This is a genomic window from Microbacterium canaveralium (assembly GCF_047238045.1).
Lineage (GTDB): Bacteria > Actinomycetota > Actinomycetes > Actinomycetales > Microbacteriaceae > Microbacterium.
In genome coordinates this window covers 2,959,893-2,981,826 of the sequence record NZ_JBDFMA010000003.1, presented here as the reverse complement: position 1 = coordinate 2,981,826, position 21,934 = coordinate 2,959,893, and the positions used below count along the sequence as shown (strand labels likewise).

The following is a 21,934-nucleotide window of genomic DNA, read 5'->3' as shown; positions in this document are numbered from 1 at the left end:
TCAGGAGGCCAGCTGGACGCGCACGCGCGCCCACGCGAGCGGGGGGAGGGTGAAGTGCAGGACGCCGTCGACGACCTCGACCGCCAGGGCGGCGGGGGCCACCGGCTCGGCGTCGGCCGAGTTGGTGGTGTGGCGGTCGCCGCCCTCGGGGACGGTGATCACGACGGCATCGGCGGATGCCACGGGTCCGAGGTCCAGCTCGACCTCGGTCGGGGCATCGAGCGAGCGATGGGCGAGGAAGACGTGGGCGACATCGCCGTCGACGGTGGCGATCGCATCCACCGCATCGACGTCGCCATGTCGGGCGGTGGTGATCCCCGCGCCGTCGACTTCGACGGGCACGACCCGTCCGGTCGCGGCCTCGGCGGTGAGTCGGAAGGGGTGGAACGTCGTCTGCCGCCAGGCGGGTCCACCGCCGGGCTCGGTGCGGATCGGGGCGATGACGTTGACGAGCTGCGCGAGGTTCGCCATCGAGACGCGGTCGGCGCGGCGCAGCAGGGTGATGAGCAGTGACCCGACGACGACGGCGTCGGTGACGGTGTAGTCGTCCTCGATGAGGCGCGGCGCAATCGGCCAGTCGCCGGTGAAGACGCGCGGCTTGTCGACCTCGTTCCAGCGTGTCTGGTTCCAGACGTTCCACTCGTCGACGCTGATTCCGACGGGCGCGCCGCCGGGCGTGCGGGCGTCGACCTCGTCGATGATGTCGACGACCTCGCCGATGTAGCGGTCGAGGGCGGCGCCGCTGGCGAGGAAGCTCTGCGGGTCGGTGGGGTCCTCTTCGTAGTACGCGTGCACCGAGATGTGGTCGACCAAGCCCGCAGTATGCCGGAGCACCGTGCGCTCCCACTCGCCGAACGTGGGCATCTCGTGGTTGGAGCTGCCGGCGGCGACCAACTCGACCGTCGGGTCGATGAACCGCATCATGCGCGCGGTCTCGGCGGCGAGGCGTCCGTACTCTTCGGCGGTCTTGTGCCCGATCTGCCAGGGCCCGTCCATCTCGTTGCCCAGGCACCACAGTCGGATGCCGAAGGGCTCGTCACGTCCGTTCGCGCGGCGGCGGTCGCTGAGCGCGGTGCCGCCGGGGTGGTTGGCGTACTCGAGCAGGTCAGCCGCCTCGGCGACGCCGCGGGTGCCGAGGTTGACCGCTTCCATGACCTCGAGGCCGGCGGCATCCGCCCAGTCGGCGAACTCGTGCAGGCCCACCTGATTGGTCTCGGTGCTGTGCCAGGCGGCATCCAGGCGGACCGGCCGCTCGTCGCGCGGGCCGACGCCGTCTTCCCACCGGTAGCCCGAGACGAAGTTGCCGCCGGGGTAGCGCACCACCGTCGCGCCGAGCTCGCGGACGAGATCGAGCACGTCGGCGCGGAAGCCCGTGGAATCGGCGGTCGCGTGGCCGGGCGAATGGATGCCGTCGTACACGCAACGTCCCATGTGCTCGACGAACGTGCCGAACAGCCGGCGGGGCACTTCCGGTCCGGGACGGCGCGGGTCGAGCGAGATGCGGGTGGGGGAGGTCATGCGGCTCTCCTGCAGCGGTAAGGGAAGGGGCGGGTCGCTCGCTCACGCTGCGACCCGCCCCCGATCATCGGCCTACTTGTTGACGGTGAAGCCCTGGTCGTTGCCGTACTGGACGAGCTGGTCCTGCCACGCGCTCAGCCCGGCGTTCAGGTCGCCCTTCGTCGCGTACGCCTGGCCCACGGTGTCGCCGTAGATGCTGTTGGCGTAGACCTGGAAGGGCAGGTAGCTCCAGCCCTCGCGGACCTCGCTCGAGGCCTGCGTGAGCACCTCGTTGATCTTCTGGCCGCCGAAGTAGTCCGACGTCTGCTCGACGAAAGAGGGGTCGCTCAGCTGTGCGGTGGTGGAGGGGAATCCGCCCGACTCGGCGAAGATCTTCAGGCTCTCCTCGTCGTTGTTGAGCCACTTCAGGAAGCCCGCGGCCAGGGCCGGGTTCTTGCTCTGCTTGGTCACGGCCTGGCCGCCGCCGCCGTTCTCCGCCGTCACGGCCTTGCCGTCGTAGGTGGGGATGGGGGCCACGGCCCACTTGCCCGCGCCGTCGGGAACCGACGACTCCAGGACGCCCGGCATCCAGGCGCCGATCACCAGCGAGGCGATCGAGCCGTCACCGAGGCCCTTGAACCACTCGTCGCTCCAGCTCGGGGTGTCCGAGAGCAGGCCGCCCTCGATGAGGCGGTTCCAGTTGTCGGCGAACTTCTTCGAGCCCGAGTCCTGGAGGTCGATGGTGACGTCGGTGCCCGAGGTCTGGAACGGGGTGCCGCCGGCCTGCCAGATCATGCTGGTGGTGAAGCCGGAGTCGCCGGTGTCGGCGGTGATGTACTTGGTGGGGTCGGCCGCGTGCAGCTTCTCTGCCGCGGCGACGTACTCGTCCCACGTCGTGGGGACGGCGATGCCGAACTGGTCGAAGACCTCCTTGTTGTAGAACAGGGCCATGGGGCCCGAGTCCTGGGGGAGGCCGTAGATCTTGCCGTCGAAGTCGACCGAGCCCCAGGTGCCGGGGCTGTAGTCGCCCGAGAGGTCGCCGAAGCCGTAGGGTGCGAGGTCGAGGAGCGAGTCCGACAGCGCGAACTGCGGGAACGCGTAGTACTCAATCTGCACGACGTCGGGGGCGCCGGAGCCGGCCTTGATCGCGTTCTGGAGCTTGGTGTACTCCTCGGTGTTCGTACCCGCGTTGACGTAGTTGACCTTCACGTTCGGGTACTTCTTCTGGAAGGCGGCGACCTGGGCCTCGGCCGACGGCGTCCACGACCAGTACGTGAGCTCGCCGCCCTCCTGGAGTGCCTTCTCGATGTCGTCGGGGCTGCCACCGTTGCTGCCGCCGCCCGTGCTGCCGCCGGAGCACGCGGTGAGCGCACCCACCGAGAGCGCGGTGGCTGCCAGAGCGAACACGGCCCGCCGGGCGGCAGTGCCCTTGCGCATGAATGTCATCGGGATTCCTTCACTTCGTTGTTGTGGATTGTGTTGCGGGATTCCGGGGCAGGACGCTCCGGGTTTCGGGAGGGAGCTTTCGTCACTGCTTGACGCTTCCGGCGCTGAGGCCGGACTGCCAGAAGCGCTGCAGCACAAGAAACGCGGCGACGATCGGGATGATCGACAGCAGGGCGCCGGTGATCACGAGGTTGTAGATCGGCTGCGCGGCGACGCCGGTCGCCTGGGCGTTCCACTGGTTCAGACCCACCGTCAGCGGGTACCAGGCGGGGTCGCTGAGCATGATGAGGGGCAGGAAGTAGTTGTTCCAGGTCGCGACCACGGCGAACAGCAGCACCGTGACGATGCCCGGGGTCAGCAACCGGATCGAGATCGTGAAGAACGTGCGGAACTCGCCGGCCCCGTCCATCCGTGCCGCCTCGAGCAGCTCGGTCGGGATGGCATCCGTCGCGTACACCCAGATGAGGTAGAGGCCGAAGGGGCTGATGAGGGACGGGATGATGATCGCCCACGGGGTGTTCGTGATACCCAGCTGGCTGAACAGCAGGAACGTGGGAACGGCCAGTGCCGTACCGGGGACGGCGATCGCGCCGAGCACGACGGCGAAGACGGCCTTGCGTCCGCGGAAGTTGTACTTGGCCAGGCCGTAACCGGCGAGGGTCGCGAGCAGCGTCGCGCCCCCGGCGCCGACGACGACGTACAGCAGCGTGTTGCCGAGCCACCGCAAGAAGATGCCGTCGCGGTAGGTCAGGGTCTGGGCGATGTTGTCGAACAGGGCGAAGCTGTTGCCCGGGCCCAGGCCGAACGTCGTGAACAGGTCGGGCTGCGTCTTCGTCGCGTTGATGAGGAGCCAGAACAGCGGCACGAGCGTGTACAGCAGGTACAGGCCCATGACGATGCTGAGGACCAGCGACTTCTTGCCCTGCGTGGGTGAGGTGCGGGCGAAGCCGCGACGGGAGCGGGCACGCGAGGTGGTCACGGCCACGGTGTCGGTACGGGGTGCGGTCGCGGTGGTCATCGCGCCTCCTGACGAGAGCCGCGCAGCTGCACGACGTAGGCGATGATGGCGGTGATGACGCCCATGATGATGGCGACCGTGGCCGCGTAGTTGTACTGCTGACCCGCGAACGACAGGTTGTACGCGTACATGTTCGGCGTGAAGAACGTCGTGATGGTGTTCGGCGCCAGGGGCTTGAGGATGTTGGGCTCGTTGAAGAGCTGGAAGCTGCCGATGATCGAGAAGATCGTCGCGATGACGACCGCGCCGCGCACGGCGGGGATCTTGATCGAGAAGATCGTGCGCCAGGCTCCCGCCCCGTCGATGGATGCCGCTTCGTAGAGCTCGCCGGGGATCGTCTTCAGCGAGGAGTAGAAGATGAGCATGTTGTAGCCCACGAACTGCCACGTGACGATGTTGCCGATCGAAACCAGCATCCACTCGGGGACGAACGGCTGGATCACGGAGCCGCCCAGCAGGTCGTTGAGGTTGCGGGTCAGGCCGAACTGGTCGCCGTAGATGTAGCCCCACATCAGCACCGCGACGACGGCGGGGACCGCGTAGGGCAGGAAGATCACCATGCGGTAGAAGCCCGCGGCGTGCAGGCGCGCGCTGTCGATCGCGAGGGCTGCGGCCAGGGCGAGCAGCAGCATGATCGGCACCTGCACGACGAGGAAGAGCGAGACGCGGCCGAAGCCGTCCCAGAACTTCGGGTCGCTGAAGGCGGCGATGTAGTTGGCGAAGCCGACGAAGGCGTTGCCGCCGATCAGCTGGTCGCGGAAGAGGCTGAGGTACACCGAGTACGCCAGCGGCGCGAGGAAGACCAGCGCGAAGACGATGGCGAACGGTGCGACGAACAGCCAGCCGCGGTCGTCGATTCGAGCGCGCCGCCGACGGCGCGGGGTGCGCAGGGCGGGCGGGGGTGCCGCGGTGGTCGTCATCGTCCGGTTGCCTCTTCTTTGGTGCGCATCTCGGTCGAGTCGCCGCGATGTTGACGTAAACATACCCAGCGACCGCTAGCATGTCAACGTCAACATCCGAGGGGGCAGACGTGAGCGAGACGACGACGGTGTCGACCGCGACGGGTGGGCGCGGACGGCGCCGGGAAGTCTCGATGGCGGACGTCGCCGCGGCGGCGGGGGTTTCGGGGCAGACCGTCTCGCGCGTGGCGAACGACCGATCGAACGTCGATCCCGAGACGCGTCAGCGCGTGCTCGACGCCATGGCGTCCCTCGGGTATCGGCCCAACAGTGCGGCGCGGGCGCTGCGCTCGGGCCGCTTCCGCAGCATCGGCGTGATCATGTTCTCGCTGAGTTCGTACGGCAACACCCGCACCCTCGACGCGCTCGCGTCGGTCGCGGCGGCATCCGGGTACTCCCTCACGCTCATCACCGTGCAGACGGCCACCCAGACCGATGTGTCCGGAGCGTTCCTGCGCCTGCGCGAGCACGCCGTGGACGGCATCGTGATCCTCATCGAGAAGCACCGTCTGGGCGAGAACGAGCTGTCGATCCCGTCCGGCCTTCCCGTCGTGGTCGTCGATTCCAGCGCCGACTACCCCTACGCCGTCGTCGACAACGATCAGGCGCAGGGTGCGCGCCTGGCGACCGAGCACCTGCTGGAGCTCGGCCACGAGACGGTGTGGCACGTGTCGGGTCCGCCGGAGTCCTTCGCCGCCGAGCGACGCCGCGACGCCTGGCGTGCGGCTCTGGAGGAACGCGGATGCCGAGTCCCGCCGGTGCAGATCGGCGACTGGACCGCGGAATCCGGGCATCGCATCGGGCACGTGCTCGCGCAGGACCCGGCCGTGACGGCGGTGTTCGCGGCCAATGACCAGATGGCGCTCGGGGTCATTCGCGCCCTCCACGAAGCGGGGCGCGCGGTTCCGGGCGATGTGAGCGTCGTCGGATTCGACGACATGCCCGAGTCGGCGAACTTCTGGCCTCCGCTCACCACCGTGAGCCAGCGCTTCGAGCGCGTCGGCGAAGAGGCGATGAGCGCGCTGATCGCCGACATCGAGGGCACCGGGGGAGAGCACGCGCGCACCCTCGTGCCGACCTCGCTGGTGGTGCGCGAGAGCTCCGGCCCGCGCGGCTGAGCTGCCCGCGGTCCGAGACGTCGGGCGAGCGGAGGGGATCGGGCGAGCGGAGGACCGGGGCCCCGGCATCCGTCCTCCCTCCGCGGTTTCTCCTCCGCTGACCGGGCACCCGCGGTCGTGCTCGCCTGGGGATCGGTGGTCGAGCGCGGGTGGGGGAGGGAGGCGCCGGCGTTGTGTCACAGAGCCCGACTCCGCTAGGTTCGATGTTGACGTCAACATGTTGACGTCAACATTTCCCCTCACGAGGCCGCAGCGAAGCGGCCGGATCGGAATGACGATGAAGTCAGCTCGACTGTTGTCGATGGCCTGCGCTGTCGCCCTGGCCGCCGGTGGCATCACCGCTTCGGCGGCCGCCACCGCCGCGCCCGCGCTCGCGGCGGGACCGGATGCCGTGCACATCACCCCCAACCCCGCCTCGGCGGCGGAGCCCTTCGAAGGCTGGGGGACCAGCCTGGTGTGGTTCGCCAATGCCACCGGGAACTACCCCGACGACGTGCGGCAGAAGCTGTTCGATGCCGTTTTCGGTGACGACGGTCTGAACCTCAACATCGCTCGGTACAACGTCGGCGGCGGCAACGCGTCCGACGTGCCGTCCTACCTGCGGCCCGGCGGCGCGGTCCCCGGGTTCTGGAACCCCGACCTCCCGGCCACCGACGCGCAGGGCGAGATCACGTCGGACTTCGCCGACCGTGCACGGTACAAGGCCGCGTGGAACCCCGACGACCCGACGCACTACGACTTCGACGCCGACTCCGCCCAGCGGTGGTGGCTCGACGCGCTGAAGGACAAGGTCACCCACTGGGAGGCGTTCAGCAACTCCCCGCCCTACTTCCTCACGCAGAGCGGCTACGTCTCGGGCGGGATCAACAACGCGACGAGCGAGCAGCTCGCCCCCGCCGACATGGACAAGTTCGCCGGGTACCTCGTGACCGTCGTCGACGAGCTCGAGAAGGAGCACGGCATCCGGTTCGGCACGATCGACCCGTTCAACGAGCCGAACACGAACTACTGGCAGACGCAGATCCCCAACGGTGCTCAGTGGCCGACCGGTGGCCGGCAGGAGGGCGCCCACATCGGCCCTCAGGCGCAGGACGCGATGGTCAAGGCCCTCGCCGCACGCCTGGCGCAGCCGACGACGACGACGGATGCCGTGATCTCGGCGATGGACGAGACCAACCCGGGCATCTTCGCGACCAACTGGAACGCGTGGTCGGCCCCGTCGAAGGGCCTCGTCGATCAGCTCAACGTCCACACCTACGGAACGAGCGGGCGCCAGGTCGTCCGTGACATCGCCAAGGCCGCCGACAAGCCGCTGTGGATGAGCGAGGTCGAGGGCAACTGGACCGATCAGAGCCGCGGTTTCGTCACGAACGACATCGAGAACGGCCTCGGCATGGCCCAGCACATCGTGGGCGACCTGCGTGAGCTCGAGCCGACCGCGTGGGTGTTCTGGCAGCCGGTCGAAGACCTCTACAACATGGAGAAGGTCGAGAAGCTCAACTGGGGCAGCGTCTTCATCGACTTCGACTGCAACGCCGAGGGGAAGTCCCTCCGACGCATCGCCGACGGCGATGCCGACCCCTCGTGCCAGGTGCTCACGAACGAGAAGTTCAACACGGTGCGCAACTTCACGCACTACATCCACCCCGGCGACCGACTGATGTCGACCGACAACGCCCAGTCCACCGCGGCGGTCGATGCCGACGGTGACGGCGCCACGATCGTGCACGTCAACTCCGAGGCGACCGAGCGGACCGTCGAGATCGACCTGCGCGACTTCGGCGCCATCGCCCCGGGCGCGACGGTCACGCCGATCGTGACGACGCAGTCCACCGCGGACCAGCCGTCGGTCAACGCCCTGAAAGAGGGGACGAAGGTCGCCGTGAACCCGGTCTCGCGGACTGCCACCCTCACGGTGCCGGCCAAGTCTGTCACCACATTCGTCATCGACGGCGTCTCGGGGGTCTCCGAGGACGCGGCCGCCTTCCGCGACGGTGACACCGTGCAGCTCACGGGTCTGCAGAGCGGTCTCGCTCTCGACGGTTCGGGCGCGAGCCCCGTGCTCCAGCGGACCGCGGCCACCACCGACGCCATCCGCCCGCAGACGTGGACCGTGCGGACCGTCTCGGGCGCGGGCACGAACCTGCACCGCTTCACGCTGCAGAACGGCGACGGGAGATTCCTCGCCTCCCGCGACGGCGGAACGGCCCTCTTGGACTCCGACCCGACGGCGGCAGCCGCCGACCCGGCCCTCCAGTGGATGGCATCCACGACGGACGGCACGTACTACTCGGTGCTGAACGTCGCGAGCGAACGAGTGCTGGACGTCAACGGCCAGAGCACCACGCCCGGCGCATCGGTGGGCCTCTACACCTCGAACGGCGGATACAACCAGCTGTGGCGCATCGGGAGCACCCGCATCGTCGGGACCGAACCGGTGTCGGTCGCGACGGCGGTGGGAGTCGAACCCGAGCTCCCCGGCCAGGCGACGGTCCGATACGCCGGTCGTGAGCTGCGTTCGGCCGCGGTGGAGTGGCAGCTCGACGGCCAGGACTGGTCGCGACCCGGCACCGTGCAGGTGCGCGGGACGGGCACCGACATCTTCGGTGCGACATTCGAGGCGACGGCATCCGTGGAGGTCGGTGCGTTCAGCGCGACCCGGCCCGCGTCGGCGACCGTTCCCGCGGGCAGCGCCCTCGAGACGGTGAAGGGACTGGCCGGCGGCGACGTGCAGGCCGAGGTCCGTCCCTCGGGCGCCGGCTACTGGGTCCCCGTCGAGTGGACGTGGGACGGCCTGACCGACGCCGCGTTCGCCGAGACGGGAACGGTCACGGTGCCGGGTGTGGCCACCGGTCCGAGCGGCGAGCGTCTCGACGCGACGCTGACGGTGATCGTCACCGCGGCATCCGAGCGCAACGTCGCCCCGCAGAGCTCGCCCTCGGCGACGTTCACAGAGTCGGGCTACCCCGTGAGCAACACGATCAACGGCAGCGCCACCGACAAGGGCTGGTCCAATTGGAAGGGCGGCACCAAGAACGAGCAGGACACCCTGAGCTACTCCCTCGCGCAGCGCGAGACGCTCACTCACGTCGCGGTGCAGTTCTATCGCGACGGCAGCTCGTTCAGCTGGCCCGCGACCATGCGGGTGGACCACCGCATGCGCGGCGGGGAGTGGACGCTGGGCGAGACGCTGACCGTGCCGACGCCGTCCAGCGGGGCCCCGCGGGTCGACGTGCCCGTGACCGGCTCGGCCGACGAGGTGCGGGTCGTGATGAACGCGCGGTCGCAGACGCACATGATCGTGTCGGAGGTCGAGATCTTCGCCGCCGCTCCCGCTCCGGCGGGGATCGCGGATCTCGCCCGCCTCACGGTAGGGGACCAGGTCGTCGACGGATTCGCCCCCGACCAGCTCGCGTACACCGTCGCCTCGACGGGTGCGGCTTGGCCGGCGCTCCACGCCCTGGCCGTCGACACCGGTGCGAGCGTCGTGGTGACGCAGCCCGGCGACGCGGACGGCGTCGGCTCCGTGACGGTCACCGCCCCTGACGGGACGGTGCGCACCTACACCGTGACGGTCGCACGCGCCGTGGGCGTTGCGGCGCCGACGATCGCGGGCGAGCCCCGCGTGGGAGCGACCGTGCGCGCGAGCGCCGTGACCGATCCCGCGGACGCGACCGTGACCTGGGTCTGGATGCGGGACGGGGCGCCGATCCCGGATGCCACGGGTGACGCCTACGCGCTGACCGCTGTCGATGCGGGTCGCTCGATCACGGTCGAGGCCACGGCCGCGGCCGACGGCTTCACCGCCGGTTCAGCCCGCTCCGCGTCGATCGTGCCCGCGGCGCCGCCGGTTGAGCCGGGGCCGGGCGGCGGCGGCGACGGTGGCGACGGCTCGGGAGGCCCGACGCCGGACGGTGGCGCGGGGAACCCGGTGACCGGTGGCGGGTCTTCGGCATCCGGTTCCGGTGCCGGCGAGTCGTCGAGCGCGTCCGGCCGCGATCTGGCCCGGACGGGGCGGGACGCCGACGGTGCCATCGCCATGGCGTGGGGCGCCTTCGGTCTGCTGGTCCTCGGGGTCGGTGCGCTCCTCGTCCGGCGCCGTCGGAGCGACGTCTGATCGCGTGACAACCGAGGCCGTGCCGGTGGTCGTCCGACGACCGGCACGGCCTCGTCGCATCCACGCGCTCGCCCCCGGCATCCGCGTAGCCGTTCCGCACATCCGTGCAACCCCGCCCTCCCCGGCACCGCGGCGCGGAAGGATGGAACCGTTCATTCCCCTCCCCGAGGAGCTTCATGCACGTCAACGCCTACGCCGCGTCATCCGCGACCTCGCCTCTCGAGCCCACCACGATCGAGCGGCGTGAGGTCGGCCCGGCCGACGTCCTGATCGACATCGCCTACGCCGGCATCTGCCACTCCGACATCCACACCATCCGCGGCGAGTGGGGCGAGGTGCCCTACCCGCTGACCGTCGGCCACGAGATCGTCGGCACGGTCGCCGAGGTCGGTGCCGACGTCACGAAGTACTCCGTCGGCGACCGCGTCGGCGTCGGATGCATGGTCAACTCGTGCCGCGAGTGCGAGAACTGCCTCGCCGGCGAGGAGCAGTACTGCCTCAACGGCAACGTGGGGACGTACGGCGCCGTCGATCGCGACGGCACCGTGACCCAGGGCGGATACTCGCAGAAGATCGTGGTCGACCAGGACTTCGTGCTGCGCGTGCCCGAGTCGATTCCGTACGAGGCGGCGGCGCCTCTGCTGTGCGCCGGCATCACCACCTACTCGCCGCTGAACCACTGGAACGCCGGCCCCGGCAAGAAGGTCGCGATCGTCGGGCTCGGCGGTCTCGGTCACATGGCGGTCAAGATCGCGCACGCCATGGGTGCCGAGGTCACGGTGCTGTCGCAGACGCTCAGCAAGAAGGACGACGGCCTCGCGATGGGCGCCGACCACTACTACGCCACGAGCGACCCCGAGACCTTCGACGAGCTGAAGAACACGTTCGACCTCATCGTCAACACCGTCAGCGCGCCGCTCGACCTCAAGCAGTACCTCGGCACGTTGACGCTGGACGGCACCATGGTCAACGTCGGTGCCCCGCCCGAGCCGCTGCCGATCCAGGTCTTCACGCTGTTCTCGAACCGCCGTTCGTTCGCGGGATCGTCCATCGGCGGCATCCGCGAGACCCAGGAGATGCTCGACTTCTGCGCCGAGAAGGGCATCGCGCCCGAGGTCGAGGTCATCTCGGCCGAGCAGATCAACGAGGCCTACGAGCGCGTCCTGAAGAGCGACGTGCGCTACCGCTTCGTGATCGACGCCGCGACCCTCGCCTGACCCGGATGCCACGGCCCCGACGTTCTTCGGAGCGCCGGGGCCTCGGCATCCCCGCGCCCCCTCCGCGCGATAAACGCTCGCTGCACTGAGGAACGCTCGCCGCAGGCGTTTCCCGGTGCAGCGAGCGTTTATCGCAGCCTCACGCCCCGCACACGAAAGCGGCGCCGTCCCGGAGGACGACGCCGCTCACGCGGATGCGTCAGGCCTGACCGAGCGCGGCCGAAACCACCGCGCGCGCCTCTTCCTGGACTTCGCGCAGGTGCTCCTCGCCGCGGAGCGACTCGGCGTACAGCTTGTAGACGTCCTCGGTGCCCGAGGGGCGGGCGGCGAACCACGCCGACTCCGTCTGCACCTTGAGGCCGCCGATCGCGGCGCCGTTGCCCGGCGCGTGCGACAGCTTCGCGATGATGGGCTCGCCCGCGAGCTCGGTGGCGGTCACGGCATCCGGCGACAGCTTCGACAGCGCCGACTTCTGCGCGGGCGTCGCCGGAGCGTCGACGCGCTGGTAGGCCGACGCGCCGAATTCGGCCTCGAGCTCGGCGTACCGCTGCGAGGGCGTCTTGCCGGTGACCGCGAGGATCTCGGCGGCGAGAAGGCACAGCAGGATGCCGTCCTTGTCGGTGGTCCAGACGGTGCCGTCCTTGCGCAGGAACGACGCGCCGGCCGACTCCTCGCCGCCGAACGCGACCGATCCGTCGAGCAGGCCGGGCACGAACCACTTGAAACCGACCGGAACCTCGAGCAGCGTCTTGCCGAGGGCGGATGCCACCCTGTCGATGATCATCGACGAGACGAGCGTCTTGCCCACCGCGGCATCCGTCGGCCATCCCTCGCGGTGCGAGAAGAGGTAGTCGATCGCGACGGCGAGGTAGTGGTTGGGGTTCATCAGCCCCGCGTCGGGGGTGACGATGCCGTGCCGGTCGGCGTCGGCGTCGTTGCCCGTGAGGATGTCGTAGTCGGCGCGGGCGGCGACAAGGGAGGCCATGGCCGACGGCGACGACGGATCCATGCGGATCTTCTCGTCCCAGTCCAGCGTCATGAACTTCCACGTCGGGTCGACCTCGGGATTCACGACGGTGAGGTCGAGGTCGTACACCTCGGCGATGAGTGCCCAGTACTCCACCGACGCACCGCCGAGCGGGTCGGCGCCGATGCGGACACCGGCGTTCTTGATCGCCTCGACGTCGATGATGGATGCCAGATCCCGCACGTACGCGTCACGGAAGTCGTACTGGCCCAGGGTGTCGAGGTCGATGTCGGCGTGCGGGGTGCGCTGCACGCCCGCGAGGCCCGCAGCGATCAGGGCGTTGGCGCGGTCGGCGATCCAGCCGGTCGCGTCGGCGTCGGCGGGGCCGCCGTGCGGCGGGTTGTACTTGAAGCCGCCGTCGCGGGGCGGGTTGTGCGACGGGGTCACGACGATGCCGTCGGCACGGCCCGGGTCGTCGGTCGCCCGGCCGCGGTTGTAGGTGAGGATCGCGTGGCTGAGCGCGGGGGTCGGCACCCACGAGTCCCGCGAGTCCACGCGCACGTCGACGCCGTTCGCGACGAGCACCTCGATCGCGCTCCGCTCCGCGGGTAGCGACAGGCCGTGGGTGTCGCGCCCGAGGAACAGCGGGCCGGTGATGCCCTGCTCCGCGCGGTAGTCGACGATCGCCTGCGTGGTGGCGAGGATGTGGTCCTCGTTGAAGCTCGTGCTCAACGACGATCCCCGGTGGCCGCTGGTGCCGAAGGCGACGCGCTGCTCGGGCACGGTGGCATCCGGTTTGCGGTCGTAATAGGCGTTGATCAGTTCGTCGATGTCGATGAGATCGGATGCCTCGGCGGGCTGTCCTGCGCGACTGCTCATTCCCACAGTCTGCCCGGTGTACGGCCCTCTCGCATGCGCACCGGCCCATTCGGGGCGCAGAACATCCCGGGAATGTCCTTTGATCCACGCGCGCCGGTGGGCGCGGCTCAGGATCGCAGCGCGGCGCCCCTCTCGCGGAGGGCCGACAGGGTGGCGCGGAGGGCGGGGGAATCGCTCTGCGAACGCCGGTGCACGGCCACGACGTCGCGGGTGGAGGCCGGGTCGATCGTGGGCACGGCCACGAGGTCGGGCCCGAGCGGTGCGCGCCCGAGACGCGGGACGAGCGCGACGACGGCTCCGGTGCGGGCGAGTTCGAGATGGTTCTCGAACTCCATCGACTCGTAGACCACGCGGGGAGCGTTGCCCACCCCGTCGAAGAGGCGCCGCAGCCACTGGCGGCAGATCGTCGTCTCGAACGTCGCGACCCACGACTCGTCGGCCAGCTCGTGCGGGTGGAGGACGTCGCGCTCGGCCAGGGGATGATCCCGGTGCAGGATGACGTCGGCGACATCGGTGAACAGCGGCGTGACGACGATGTTCTCGGGGATCGCCAGCGCCACGCCGCCCCACTGGTGGGCGATGCCGAGGTCGCGCTGACCCGAGGCGATGAGGGCGACCGTCTCCCAGGGCTCGCTCTCGCGGACGAGCAGGCGCAGGTGGGGGTGCGTTCGAGCGAGGTCGACGAAGAGGGGCGCGAGCATCCCGCGGACCACGGTCGAGAATGCGGCGATGCGTACCTCGCCGCTCACGGTGCCCCCGTCCGGTGCTTTCGCCTGCAGGTCGGCGCGCAGCCTCTCGAGCTCGGCGAGGATCGGGGTGGATCCGACCACGAGGTGAGTGCCCGCGTCGGTGAGAGCGACGCCGCGTCCGACCCGCTCGAGCAGGGCCACGCCGGTCTCGCGCTCGAGCCGCTTGATCTGCTGCGAAACGGCGGAGGGCGTGAACCCCAGGGTCGCGGCCGCCGCGGAGACGCTTCCCTCGCGGGCCACGGTGCGGAGGGACCGGACGGCGTCCAGATCGATCATGAAGCGAATCTACCGCGTCTCGTGAAGAAACATTCGCTGGTGCTTCAACCACGGAGGCGCTGAGCTGGGGTCGTGAGTCGAAGAGACATGATCCTGGCCGCCGCGGTCGCCTCCGCGTGGGGCTTCAACTTCCTGGTCATCGATTGGGGCATGCCCGGCATCCCGCCGCTCCTATTCGTCGCGATCCGATTCGCCGTGGTGGCGGTGTTCGCCGTGATCGTGCCGCGTCCGGCGGCATCCTGGGCCACCATCGTCGGCGTCGGACTCTTCATGAGCCTCGGGCAGTTCGGTCTTCTGTACACCTCGCTCGCGCTCGGGCTCCAGCCGGGCCTCGCCGCCCTACTCCTGCAGGCGCAGGCGGTGTTCACCGTCGCGATCGCGGCGGGTGTGCTGCGGGAGCGGCCGACCCTCGGACAGGGCGTGGGCGTCACGATCGGCGTCGTCGGTCTCGCGGCCGTGGCCCTGGGCCGCGGCGGAGACGCCCCCGCGCTCGCCGTGGTGCTGGCGCTCGGCGCGGCGCTGTCATGGGCCGTCGGCAACGTCATCTCACGGCGCGCGGGCGTGGTCGCCGGGCGCGGGCGGTTGGGTGCCCTCTCGCTCACCGTATGGTCGGCACTGGTGGTGCCCGCTCCGGCCCTCGCCCTCGCTTTCGCCGTGGAGGGCCCTTCCGCGATCGCCGCCGGTCTCGCCGCCTTCGGATGGTCGGCGGCGCTCTCGACGCTCTACACCGCGGGCCTGTGCACCCTGGCCGGGTACGCGATCTTCAACGGCCTGCTCGCGCGCAACCCCTCGGCCGCGGTCGTTCCCTGGGTGCTGCTCGCCCCCGTCGTCGCGATGCTCTCGGCCGCCGTGCTGCTCGGGCAGATCCCGGCGCCGGCGGAGGTGATCGGGGGCGTGCTCCTGGTGGTGGGCGTCTTCGCCACGACAGTCGATGTCCGTTCGCGTCGGGCGGCGTCGCGCCGGGGGTCGGCGGTCGATACTCTCTGATCGGAGAGGAAGCCGGTGAGACGTATCGCACTCGTCGACGATCACGATCTGGTGGGCCTTGCGCTTCGCAACCTGATCGATTCTTCCGAGCACCTCGCTTTCGCGCGGCACGAGCAGACGGTGCCCGAGATGACACACGTCGCGCGCGACGCCGATCTGGTCCTGCTCGACCTGAGCCTGCGCGACGGCAGCACTCCCCAGGAGAACGTCGAGGCGTTGCGGCGGTGGGGAGCGCACGTGCTCGTCCTCACGTCGGCGGAGAACCCCTACCTGGTGCGGGAGGCGTCGCGGACCTCGGCCCTCGGGATCGCCCGCAAGTCGCTCCCGAGCGACGATCTGCTCGCCGCGATCCGCGACGCGGCCGAAGGGCAGCACGTTCCCACGACGGAGTGGGCGTCCGCTCTCGACTCCGACCCGGGTCTCACCGCCGCACCCTTGACCGAGCGTGAGCGCGAGGTGCTGTCGCTGTACGCGTCGGGAATGGGGGCTCGCGAGGTCGCGACCGCGCTGTGGGTGAGTGAGAACACCGTGAACGATCACCTGCGGAGGATCAAGGGCGTCTACCAACGCCTCGGTCGTCCCGCCCCGAGCAAGGTGGACCTGTACCGTCGCGGCATCGAGGACGGGTTCCTTCCGGTTCCGCGGCGTGACTGAGTCCGTCGCCGCGGACGCGGCCCTGGAAGCGACCCGACGGGCGCTGCTGCTCGGCGTCGCCGTGTCGATCCTCGCTTCCGCCGCGGTCGCCGTCCTCGTCGTCTCGACCGTGAACGAGGCCACCGCCCCCGGGTGGTGGTCGGCGTGGATGGTCGGCGCCTTCGGCGCGCTCACCTTCGCGGGGGGTACCGGTGCGATTCTCGGCGCTGCCGCCGGTCGACGAGTCGCCAGGGTCGCGGCCATCGCTTTCGCCGCGGCCGTGCTCGTCTACCCGTTCGCCGGCGTTGCCGTGATGGATGCCGGGCGCCCCGGCACCGTGCCATGGCTGCTCACCGCCGTGTCCGCGCCGTCGCTGGCGGTCCTCGTCGTGGGCGGCTGGCGGTGGACAGTGGCGTTCCTCTCGCTCTGGACGTTCGTGATCGTGCTCTCGCGCACCGTTCTCGGCGGCTACTCGTTGACGGGTCTCGCCAACGACACCCAGGCGCTCCTCTCCGCGGTGACCACGTGCGCGGTCGCCGACGTCGCCCTGCGGACGGCCGTTCACGTGGATCGCGCGGCGGCGCGTGCGGCGGCCGCCGCAGCGGCGGAGGCGGGCGAACGTGCGCGCCTCACGGCCCGATCCCGTGCCGCCGCCTTTGTCCACGACGAAGTGCTCGCGGCACTGCACGGCGTCGCCGATGCCACACCCGGAACGGAGGATGCCGTGCGAGCCCAGGCCGCACGAGCCACGGCGTCGGTGCGCGCGCATCCCCCGTCCTCCGACCTCGTCGCGCGTGTCACCGCGCTCGCCGCCGAGGCCGACGCGACGCTCGACGCGGATCGCGTCCCCGGCGCGGTGACCTGCTCCCCGGAAGTGACGGACGCTCTCGTCGCCGCCACCGCGCAGGCACTCGACAACGCGCGGCGTCACGCCGCGGGAGCCGACGTGCGCGTGCGCATCGAGGTGGACGCCACCGGCGGCCGCATCGAGATCGCCGACGACGGGCCGGGATTCGCGCCCGAGAACGTGCGGACCAACCGCCTGGGACTCGCCATGACGGTCCTGGGCGTGCCGGCCGAGATCCCGGGGATGCGGGCGGAGGTCGACAGCGCTCCCGGCGCCGGTACGCGTGTTCGGCTGCAATGGGCGGTCGACGAACCGGCCTCCCCGTCCGTGCCGAACGGATGGACCGTGCGGACGCGCGAGCGCGTCGTGGGGTCCATCTTCGTGGTCACGCAGACGGCCGTCGGTCTCACCGCCGCGGTGCAGGCCGGGATCGGGGGGACCGGGATGGTCTCGCTCGCGATGCTCGCGATCCTTCTCATCCTCACCGCCATCGTCGGGCGGGCGAGGGGCGGAGTCTCCCGCATCCGCGCCTTCGCCGTCGTCCTGTTCCTGAGCGGCTGCGTCGCGCTCGCGATGTCCAGCATCCCGGCGCCGATCAGTTACGGCTCTGCGTGGTTCGTGACGGCCGCGGCGTTCGTCGCGGTGGCGCTCGCTCTGCGCGACCGCGGCGGGGTGGCCCTCGTCGGAGGCGGCATCCTGCTCGCGCTGCTGGCTGCGGATGCGGTCGGCCGGAGCGCAGACCTCTCGCAGATGCTGGGGATCGGAACACGCGTGGCGACGATGGTGGGTCTGAGCGTCGTGTTCGTCGCGGTTCTCCGTCGGCTGCGCCGGTCCGGCGCGGTCCAGGCCGAGCGGCGCGTGCAGTCGGCCTCGCGCGCGGCGTGGGATGCCGCGGCGCACGCCGAGCTCGTCGCGCACCTCACCGAGGTCGACGAGTACGCCCGCCCGCTCCTGGAGCAGGTCGTCCACGCGGGGGCGATCACGGACGACCACCGCCGTCAGGCGCGGGCGGTCGAGGGGCGCTTGCGCGACGGGTATCGCGCCGGTCGGCTGCACGGTCACGGCATCGCGGATGCCGCGATGCAGGCGCGACTGCGCGGAGTCGACGTCGTGCTCCTCGACGACGGCGGCGCACCCGACCCCGCCGAGTCCTGGGTGCCGCGGCTCGCCGAACTCGTGCGCGAACGTCTGTCGTCGGCCGAGCACCGTGTCGTCGTCCGCGTCCTCCCTCCCGGCCGAACCGCGCTCGCGCACATCGTCGCCGACGGACGGCTGACCGTTTACCCGGTGGGTGTCGCCGCGGGGTCGGCGGGGTCGACGCCGATCGGGGTCCACGGCGAATAGTCCCGATCGAGGATCGCGCGAGCCGGATTCTGCCCGCGCGACCACCACCGTGCCTCGTAGCCGGTGCCGTCGAGCATGACGCGATCCCCCTGGTTGTAGAGCACCGCGGCATCCCATTCCGGGTACGTGCCCGCCGGCAGCACCGGCAGCCGGAAGGGGTAGTCCGTCGCCAGCACCGGACCGATATAGCTCCAGGCCGAGGTCGAGGTGTCGAGAGCCGGGTCGTCGGGCGGCGTTCCGCCTTCGTTCCACCACTTCGCGACGTAGACCGAGCCGTGCCAGACGACCTTGATCCCGCGGGAGTAGAACGACGTCGAGCTCCAGATCGGGTACGGGCTGGTCGCCGGATCGTCCTCGACGACGGTCTGGTCGGCCGCGGGAGTGAGGGTTGGGGCCTCGCCCAGATAGCCGTTCGACAGGACGCCCGCGAACGACTCGGCCCCCTGCTCGACACCGCTGCATCGGGTGGAGACCGTCCCGGTGAACGGGTAGTTCGGCCCGCACGTGTGATCGCGATTGAGCGACCACATCGAGAGCCGGGCGAGCCCCCGCTCGTTCGCGTAGGACGCGAGCTCGCGCGCATCGTCGAGCGTGAAGACCTCCGAGGGGACATCGTTGCGCCCGATCATCGGCGTGGCGCCGAGGAGCGCCGACGCGCCGCCGGGAGGAAGGTCGACCCCCGCGCGATCCCAGATCCCGGCCAGCTGCGAGGCCGTGGCATCCAGAGCCCGCTCGGAGACCTGGGCGAGATTCCCCGGCTTCTCGATGCCGTAGTTCATCGTCATCGCGTTCACCCCCGCGAGTCGGACCCCGGCATCCAGCATGCCCGCGACGAGGTCGACGCCGTCGGTGGTCAACCCGTCCGGACTCACCGGAAGGGTGAGCCACACCTCGAGCGGGTCGTCGGCGGGACGACGGTCCTGCAGGCGGGCGACGGCGTGGGCGCGCCGATCCCAGGACGAACGGTCGGTGAGCATGTCGCCCTCGATGTCGAAGTCGACGGTGTGGACCGCGTACCGCTGGATCACCGTGTCGTACGCCTTCGACAGGGCCGAGGAACTCGTGCAGGCGGCGGCGAGCTCGGTGTTGATGACACCGCCGAACGACACGGTGACGGTGCGTCCCTCCCGATGCATCCGCTCGACCCGTCGATCGAGGTCGAAACGGGTCGCCGCGTCGTCGAGGGTGTAGGCCTTGCCCCAGGTCGGGGTGCAGTCGCTGTCGCCGGCGGCAACGACGAAAGCGAGAACCGCCCCGCCGGGCGAGGACACCAGGGCGTTGTCGGCGAGTTCCGCGCCCTGGTCGAGAGTGACGTCGTAATACCCGGCGAACCATCGATGGTCGACGGGTGTCCCCGCCACCGGCCACGAGAGCGGGGGTGTGACGGCGGCGACCGCCGCCCCGATCACAGCCAGGCTCCCCAGCACGCTCGCCAGAACCCGAACCCACGACACGCGCCGTCCGCGGAAGCGACGCCGTTCGCGACGATTCATGCGTTTACCGGTTCGACGAGGCCGTCGTCGAGGACGCGGCGCCAGGCGGGGACGGTTGCGGCGGCGGGGGCCGGGCCGCGTCGGTCGACCGGGACCCAGATCCACTCGAGCCAGCCGTTCCACAGGTCGGCGATCGCTTCTCGGACACCGATCAGGCGGATCAGCGCGTCGGTGACGCAGATCGCCGTGAACACGGCGAAGGCCGCGGCGATCCAGGACCCTTCCTGCGCCGACCGCACGGCCACGACCACCGATCCTCCGGCGATGATCAGCGGCACCGCGATGAGCAGAGCGCCCGCCGGCGTGCGTTCCCCCTGCTTGGGAGTTCGGGCGAAGGCGACGCGGTGCCCCGTGAAGGCCTGCGCGATCGACCCGGCCGTGCCCGCGAGATTGACGGCCACCAGCAGAAGGTTCAGGCCGTACACGCCCAGGATGTCGCGCCGGCGATAGCCGAGGATGCGCAGGTCGTGCCCCATCTCGACGAAGTAGGGCAGCGCGATGACGATGAGCACGATGCTCACCAGCTCCCCGTTGAGGGGCACGACCGTCAACAGGACGATGAGGGCGGCGGTCACCCACGCGATCGAGCCGAGGTAGTTCGCGCGCAACAGGATCTCGGACGCCCGCATGGGGTGGCCCGCCCGGCGACGGGACGCGGCGGTGCGCCAGAGCGACGAGAGGACGAGCAGCCCGCCGTTCGCCCACCGGCGGCGTTGGACCGCGAGCGTGCCGAAATCGGGCGGCGTCGAGCTGTAGCTCAATCGTTCGGGGTAGTTGACCAGGCGCCAATCGTGCGCGACGACGTCGATGCTCGACTCGGTGTCCTCGATGACCGTGCGTCCCCGGATGAAGCGGACGACGTCGTGTCCGTCCGCCGTCTCGACGGTGCGGAGATCCGCGAGCAGACCCCAGCGGATCACGGCGTTCGCCCCGACCCAGAACGTGGCGTCGAAGGCCGTCAGCCCCTGGTGGACGAGGTGCTGGATGTCGGTCGTCGCACCCGCCAGACGCTCGAGGTCGCTGCGTCGGCCGCGGTAGGCGGAGTAGGGCGTCTGTATGACGCCGATCCTCTCGTTGCCCGGCTGTTCCAGGGCGTAGACCAACCGCGCGGCGTATTCGGGGAGGAGCATCGAATCGGCATCGAGCGTGATGACGGCGTCGCAGGCCGGGACCTCGATGACGTGCTCGACTCCGTCGAGGTCGTGCAGACGGTGCGTGCCGCCGACGAGCGCCAGGTAGGCGTTGAGGTTCTCGGCCTTCGTCGCTTCGTGGGACGGTTCTCGGAACCGTTTCCGTTCGAACACGTCGACCTCGGCGCTGAAGATCCGCGTGAGTCGACGCGCGAGCGAGCGGACACGGGACGCGGACAACGCGTGGTCTCCGTCGTCGCTCGCCTCGTCCAAGGCCATGGCGACCGCGGCGAGCTCGTCGGCGAGCGCCTCCAAGACGTTCTCGGCGAAGAAGGCCTCGACATGATCCGTGCGGGGCTCGATCTCCGCCCGATCCCGTATCCACCACGACGCCATGTGGTACGCGGCGGCGACGGCGCTTCTGGCGTCGGCGACCGAGTCCGTCTCGGTGCGCTCGAGGGCCTCGCGCGCGAGCTCCAGCGGTCCGGACATCTCCAGGCGGATCTCGTCGATGATCGCGCGCGTACGGGCGAGGCGGTCGAGGATCTCGGGATCGTCGCTCGGCGGATCGTCGAGCAGCAGCACCACTCGGAGGCGGGGGACCTCCTGCAGGGCGACGGACCACAGCGCCATCCGGACGTAGGCGGGGTCCTCCCCGTAGGACGGCAGGAGGGCGAGGACGCGCAGGTCGTCACGGTCGAACCGGTCGTCGATGTCCGCGCGACGCGCGCGGCGATGCGCCGCCAGCCGCGGCAGCGCGCCGGCACGGGCCAACAGGTACATGCTCGACGAGAAAGTGAGGGCCGCCACCGACACGAGGAACACCACGGTCCCCAGCAGGTGCCACGCGTCGACGAGCGCGCCGCCGCGCGAGAGGGTCACCACGACCGTGGTCATGTACAGCAGCCACAGGGCGATGGTGCTGACCAGTGCCACTCGTGAGCGCACGATGCTCGCGGGCGACGGGCGCGGGTGCAGGACGCCGGGTGTCGGGTCCAGGCGGCGTCGTGGACGGGGGCGGTGTGCGGTCTTCGGGCGGGCGCGTTCCATCGTCGATCGGGTTCCTTGCTCGCGCGGTGCTGAAGCGCGCGGCGGTGGGTGTGCCCGCCTCGGGTCGGCGGGCACAGCTCATCGTGCCAACACTGCAGCGATCCATGCCGCTGCATCGACCCCCTATTCCGGTGGTTCTCTTCACCCGCGAGGTGGTCCCCTGCGACGCGACGAGTGGTCCGATTCGGGGGGAGGACTAGGCTGAGC

The 21,934-nt window shown here is 70.3% G+C and carries 14 protein-coding genes; 6 read left to right on the top strand and 8 right to left on the bottom strand.

What is annotated here, in order from left to right; translation table 11 throughout:
• From arfA to ABC271_RS15185, 4 genes are all read right to left on the bottom strand, one after another.
• Complete coding sequence (arfA, locus tag ABC271_RS15200; RefSeq protein ID WP_412925672.1) at nt 1–1,518, bottom strand: arabinosylfuranosidase ArfA; 1,518 nt, start codon at nt 1,516–1,518, stop codon at nt 1–3.
• Between the two features lie 72 nt (nt 1,519–1,590).
• A complete protein-coding gene (locus ABC271_RS15195) occupies nt 1,591–2,934 on the bottom strand; it encodes an ABC transporter substrate-binding protein (protein ID WP_412926180.1) in 1,344 nt (447 codons plus the stop codon).
• 91 nt (nt 2,935–3,025) lie between these two features.
• On the bottom strand, nt 3,026–3,835 hold the full coding sequence (locus ABC271_RS15190; RefSeq protein WP_412926179.1) for a carbohydrate ABC transporter permease: 810 nt from the start codon (nt 3,833–3,835) through the stop codon (nt 3,026–3,028).
• Between the two features lie 122 nt (nt 3,836–3,957).
• The gene (locus ABC271_RS15185) at nt 3,958–4,881 is read right to left on the bottom strand and encodes a carbohydrate ABC transporter permease (RefSeq protein WP_412925671.1); all 924 of its coding nucleotides are present in this window, start codon (nt 4,879–4,881) and stop codon (nt 3,958–3,960) included.
• Between the two features lie 173 nt (nt 4,882–5,054).
• Here ABC271_RS15185 and ABC271_RS15180 point away from each other — a divergent pair, with 173 nt between their 5' ends.
• From ABC271_RS15180 to ABC271_RS15170, 3 genes are all read left to right on the top strand, one after another.
• Nucleotides 5,055–6,038, top strand: coding sequence for a LacI family DNA-binding transcriptional regulator (locus tag ABC271_RS15180; RefSeq protein ID WP_412926178.1), 984 nt, complete (start codon nt 5,055–5,057; stop codon nt 6,036–6,038).
• Nucleotides 6,039–6,309: 271 nt separating this feature from the next.
• Nucleotides 6,310–10,155: a glycoside hydrolase gene (locus ABC271_RS15175; protein WP_412925670.1), complete on the top strand. Its 3,846-nt coding sequence runs from the start codon at nt 6,310–6,312 to the stop codon at nt 10,153–10,155.
• Nucleotides 10,156–10,331: 176 nt separating this feature from the next.
• Complete coding sequence (locus tag ABC271_RS15170) at nt 10,332–11,372, top strand: NAD(P)-dependent alcohol dehydrogenase (protein ID WP_412925669.1); 1,041 nt, start codon at nt 10,332–10,334, stop codon at nt 11,370–11,372.
• Between the two features lie 199 nt (nt 11,373–11,571).
• Here the strand turns inward: ABC271_RS15170 and pgm are convergent, their stop codons facing one another.
• On the bottom strand, nt 11,572–13,218 hold the full coding sequence (gene pgm / locus ABC271_RS15165) for a phosphoglucomutase (alpha-D-glucose-1,6-bisphosphate-dependent) (protein ID WP_412925668.1): 1,647 nt from the start codon (nt 13,216–13,218) through the stop codon (nt 11,572–11,574).
• A gap of 107 nt (nt 13,219–13,325) precedes the next feature.
• Nucleotides 13,326–14,243 carry a LysR family transcriptional regulator gene (locus ABC271_RS15160; protein WP_412925667.1) on the bottom strand — a complete coding sequence of 306 codons (918 nt, stop codon included), beginning with the start codon at nt 14,241–14,243 and terminating at the stop codon, nt 13,326–13,328.
• Between the two features lie 72 nt (nt 14,244–14,315).
• On the opposite strand from ABC271_RS15160, the gene ABC271_RS15155 reads away from it, so the two are divergent.
• From ABC271_RS15155 to ABC271_RS15145, 3 genes are read left to right on the top strand one after another with little or no spacing between them, the layout of a single operon-like run.
• Nucleotides 14,316–15,230, top strand: coding sequence for an EamA family transporter (locus ABC271_RS15155; protein WP_412925666.1), 915 nt, complete (start codon nt 14,316–14,318; stop codon nt 15,228–15,230).
• A gap of 15 nt (nt 15,231–15,245) precedes the next feature.
• Nucleotides 15,246–15,884: a LuxR C-terminal-related transcriptional regulator gene (locus tag ABC271_RS15150; protein ID WP_412925665.1), complete on the top strand. Its 639-nt coding sequence runs from the start codon at nt 15,246–15,248 to the stop codon at nt 15,882–15,884.
• Nucleotides 15,877–18,054 carry a sensor histidine kinase gene (locus tag ABC271_RS15145; RefSeq protein ID WP_412925664.1) on the top strand — a complete coding sequence of 726 codons (2,178 nt, stop codon included), beginning with the start codon at nt 15,877–15,879 and terminating at the stop codon, nt 18,052–18,054. Before ABC271_RS15150 ends, ABC271_RS15145 begins: the two co-directional genes overlap by 8 nt.
• On the opposite strand, the gene ABC271_RS15140 is transcribed toward ABC271_RS15145, so the two are convergent.
• Together ABC271_RS15140 and ABC271_RS15135 are read right to left on the bottom strand one after the other, a co-directional pair.
• Nucleotides 17,991–19,547 carry a chitinase gene (locus ABC271_RS15140; protein WP_412925663.1) on the bottom strand — a complete coding sequence of 519 codons (1,557 nt, stop codon included), beginning with the start codon at nt 19,545–19,547 and terminating at the stop codon, nt 17,991–17,993. The two genes, ABC271_RS15145 and ABC271_RS15140, sit on opposite strands and share 64 nt — an antisense overlap.
• Entirely contained in the window at nt 19,544–21,613 is a 2,070-nt protein-coding gene (locus tag ABC271_RS15135; RefSeq protein WP_412925662.1) for a glycosyltransferase family 2 protein, read from the bottom strand. Before ABC271_RS15135 ends, ABC271_RS15140 begins: the two co-directional genes overlap by 4 nt.
• Nucleotides 21,614–21,934 lie beyond the last annotated feature (321 nt).